1 protein-coding gene is annotated in these 4619 nt (G+C 38.4%); it reads right to left on the reverse strand.

Features of this window, described 5'->3' with window-relative positions:
- A partial coding sequence (locus AC2ETI_RS32425; protein WP_483635035.1) for a condensation domain-containing protein occupies nucleotides 1-4619 on the reverse strand: 4619 nt, incomplete at both ends.

A 4619-nucleotide genomic window follows, 5' to 3' on the forward strand; every position in this document is an offset into this window, starting at 1 on the left:
ATATATAAACTTGAACCATACAGCAGCATTTGTAATTGCTGAATAGATACATCAAAGGCAATTGACGCATTCAAACCGACGCGCATATTACTAGGTATCTCATGTGAGAAAACTTCTTTTTGTAAACCATAGGATAGGTTTATTACAGAATGGTGCTGTACTAAAGCCCCCTTTGGATTCCCTGTCGAACCAGAAGTATAGATAACATACGCTAAGTTTTCCCCTGTTACTTCACATATTGGTGAAAGTTTGCTTTCTTGAGAAAGCATTGCTTGGTCCCTATCTAGGCAAACTGTCTTGATGTCTTTAGGTATCCATCCTAGTAATACCTCATTTGTAACTAACACTCTAATTCCCGTGTCTTCTAAAATATATTGCAGGCGGCTTTCCGGATTCGATGGATCTAATGGAACATAGGCTGCTCCAGCCTTCCAAATTCCCATGAGACCAACAACCATCTCAACTGAACGCTCAAAGCAAAGGCCAACTAATGACTCTGTCCCAATTCCACATTTCTGTAAATGATGGGCTAATTGATTAGCTCTTTCATTCAGCTCTCGATATGTTAGTTGCTGTTTTTCATCTACCACTGCCAACGCGTCAGGCGTACGATTTACTTGCTCTTCGAATAGTTGATGGATTGCATTCTCACGTGGATAGGATATATTATTATTATTCCATTCTTCCAATAGCTTTCTTTGTTCAGCTTCCGTAATATATACTAGCTCCGATAGATTTTGATCAATGTTTTTGAGCATTTGCATTAACACTTGGTGTAAATGACCCAGCATTCGTTCAATGGTTACTCTATTAAACTTACTACGGTCATACATTAACTTTAACGATAACTGGATTCCTGGAACTACAGCTAACCCTAATGGGTAGTGGGTTTGTTCTACCCCTTCCAATTCACCAATTTCCAGATTTTCTGAAGACTCCTCTTTCACTGGATAATTTTCAAACACATATAAACTATTGAACAGCGGTATTCCTCTAGGAACTTCACTCCACCCCTGAATCTCTGTCAAAGAAGCATACTCATATTGTCTTCTTTCTATCTCTTCCTCTTGTATCTTCTGCAACCAATCTATTAATTTTATATCATCCATCAATTGAATTCGCGTCGGTGACGTTGTAATGAAAGAACCTACGATGTTTTCAACATCAATAATCTCCGTAGAACGCCCTGAGCTTGTTACACCAAAAACAATGTCATTTTCTCCACTATATCGGCTCATGAGATATGCCCATGCACCTTGAATTACTGTACTCAAAGTAAGTTTATTGCGTTTCGCCCATCCTTGTAACGCTTGAGTCTGCTCTTCTGATAAATACGTAACCTTCTCTGTGTAACCTTTTTCTTCCTCTTTACTTTCTAAGCCCAGCAAAGTTGGCGCAGTAAAACCTTTTAGCTTCCCTCTCCAAAATTGTTCCGCCTGCTCCTTATCTTGCTCTCTTAACCATTGGATATATTTCTTATATGGTGAGGACTTAGGTAACTTCACAGCTTCTCCATTCATTCTCTTCTGATAGACTGTAAGTAATTCATTAAATACTAATGGTAAACTCCATCCATCCAGTAAAATATGGTGATGGGTCCAAACAATCCGATATTCTTCCTCACCTTCTTGAATGACTGTTACCCTCATCAATGGTGCTTCATCAAATTGGAAGGCTTGTTTTCGATCTAATGTCAAAAAGACTTTTCTTTTTTCCTCTATCTCTTCACTTGTCATTGTACGCCAGTCTTCTTTGTTCACTTTAAATGGGATATTTTCATACACCACTTGTACAGGTTCTTCAATTTCGTCCCATACAAATGCTGTACGAAAAATTTCATGCCGCTGAATTACAGATTTCCACGCCTGCTCAAAAGTAGGAATATCCATTTCCCCTTGAATCATAAAACTCAATTGCACTATATACGGTGCAACATGTTCATCCCCTTGATCATGCAATGTGTGGAAGATCATACCTTCTTGCAAAGGTGATAGTGGATATAAATCAGTAATCTGATTTTTCTTTCCACGATGCATTTTATTTAGTACATTTGTCAAACCTTCTTGGCTAAGATTAGCCATTGCAAAATCCGAAATGGTCAGTGCAGATTCTCTATCTGAAGATTGAATCAATCTACTCAGTTGATATAGCATATTCTGTGCAATACTTTGAATCGTTGATTTGGCAAATTGTCCAACATTGTATACCCAAGTGAACTGAAGTTTTCCATCCGTTACAACCCCAATTACATCAATTACATGCGATCGCTTGGAACCGGCAGCATGATCTAAACGCTTAAATTCGTTCTCTGGAATAAACATTGCATCGCTAGAAAACATTTGGTCAAATTGTCCAAGATAGTTAAAACTAATAGACGGTGTATATTGGGAGCTTAATAGCTCACACATTGTTGTGTTCATGTAACGCAACACCCCATAATCAACACCCTTATTAGGAATTTTGCGAACTTGTTCTTTAACTGCTTTTAATGCTGCAATTGGCGTATTAGCATTAGTAATATTTAAATGAACTGGGTAAATACTTGTAAACCATCCCACGGTTCTCGATAAATCAACATCTTCAATAATCTCTTCTCGACCATGTCCCTCTAAATCTACGCTTAATATCGGCTGCCCCGTACATGCTGCTGTAGCTTGTACCAATGCTGCTAATAATACTTCATTGATTTGGACACGGTGAGTGCTTAAAGTCTCTTGCAATAACATACGGGTCTCATTCTCGTTTAACACCACAGTAATTTCCTCAGTTACTGCGCTTACTGGATTACTTATAGTACCATCTACTGGCAGTATAACTACGTCTTGTTCAACCTGCTGCTCCCAGTAATGTAGCACTTCTTTTGATATTCCAGTTTGAGCGTAATGTTGTAATTTCTCCGACCATTCTTTAAAAGATGTACTCTTCATAGGTAATTGAATTTTTTGCCCTTGGACCGCTTGCGTATATGCTGTTTGCAAATCTTCCAATAAAATTCGCCAAGAAACACCATCCACGGCTAAGTGATGAATTGTCCAAAATAATCGGCCAGTCTTCTCACCTTCATCAAAATACACCATTCTCATTAACGGACCTTCATGTAAATTTAAACCTTCTTGTGCTATATTAATCTCTTTTTGAATAACTTCATGCCAATCCGCTTCCGGCACTTCATCTAATGAAATGACAGTCAGCATCAATTGTTCTTCAATTCCTTCATTCCACTGTTTCCAAGCCCCATTAGGTAAACGTTCATATCTTAAACGCAGGGCATCATGATGAAGTAGAAGGTTACGCGCTGCCTTTTCCAGTGATCCTATGTCCAATTTTTCTTTCGTTCTAAAGAACATGGATTGATTCCAATGATGTGGGTTAGGATGATTTTGTGCAAAAAACCTTTGCTGAATAGGTGTAAGTATCGTCTCTCCAATTATAATTCCTTGTTCAGCTTGTACACCTTGTTCTTCTTTGACTACTTGCGCCAACTCAGCAATCGTTTGGTGTTCAAATAGTTGTTTTGGTGTCAACTGTAAACCAGCTTGCTTCGCACGAGAGACAATCTGAATGCTAAGAATTGAATCTCCACCAATTTCAAAAAAGTTATCATTCATACCAATACGTTTTGAACCTAGCACACGTTCCCAAATGATAGAAAGCTTGTGTTCACGTTCATTTCTTGGGGCTACGTAGCCTTCTTGTGTTCCTTGATAATCTGGTATAGGCAATGATTTCCGATCAACCTTTCCATTTATGGTTAGCGGTAATTCTTTCATTTCGACAAAGTAGGAAGGTATCATATGGATTGGCAGTTTTATTTTAAGATACTCTCGCCATTCTTCTAAACTGCCTTCGCCCACTATATAAGCTACTAACCTCTTATCCCCCGACTGATTTTCCCTAACTATTACAACTGCCTCTTTTATCAAGTCATGCTCCTGTAAAGTCGACTCAATCTCCCCAAGTTCGATTCGAAATCCTCTAATCTTCACTTGATTATCCATTCTTCCTAAATAGTCTATATTACCATCAGAAAGATATCTCACGAGATCGCCTGTTCTATATAATCTCTCGCCTTCTTTGAATGGATGAGAAATAAATCGTTCGGATGTTAACTCTGGACGATTTAAGTATCCCCTCGCTAGACCCGCTCCTCCGATATAAAGTTCACCCATCACACCAACTGGAACTGGCAACCTATTTCTATCTAATACATAAGTTTGGACGTTAGGCAATGGACGCCCAATTGTTACTCTCTTACTATCTTTTTTGATATGATAGCATGTTGCATCAACCGTACATTCTGTAGGACCATAAACATTATAAAACTGTATTTTATCAGTCTCTACTAGATGTTCCCATAATGACGGCATAATCGCTTCGCCACCAACCAGTACCTTACTTGGAACATGAACACCATCGTACGTTTCTAACAATCCGGCATCTATAAGTAATTGAAGCATTGAAGGCGTTATATCAAAGATTGCTAACTTGTTCTCCCTAATATAAGCTACAAACTGTTCCGGATTACTTCGTACTTCATTCGGAATAATATATAAACTTGAACCATACAACAGCATTTGTAATTGCTGAATAGATGCATCAAAGGCAATTGACGCATTCAA

It is taken from the genome of Rhodococcus sp. MurmanLake-1 (assembly GCF_056945715.1).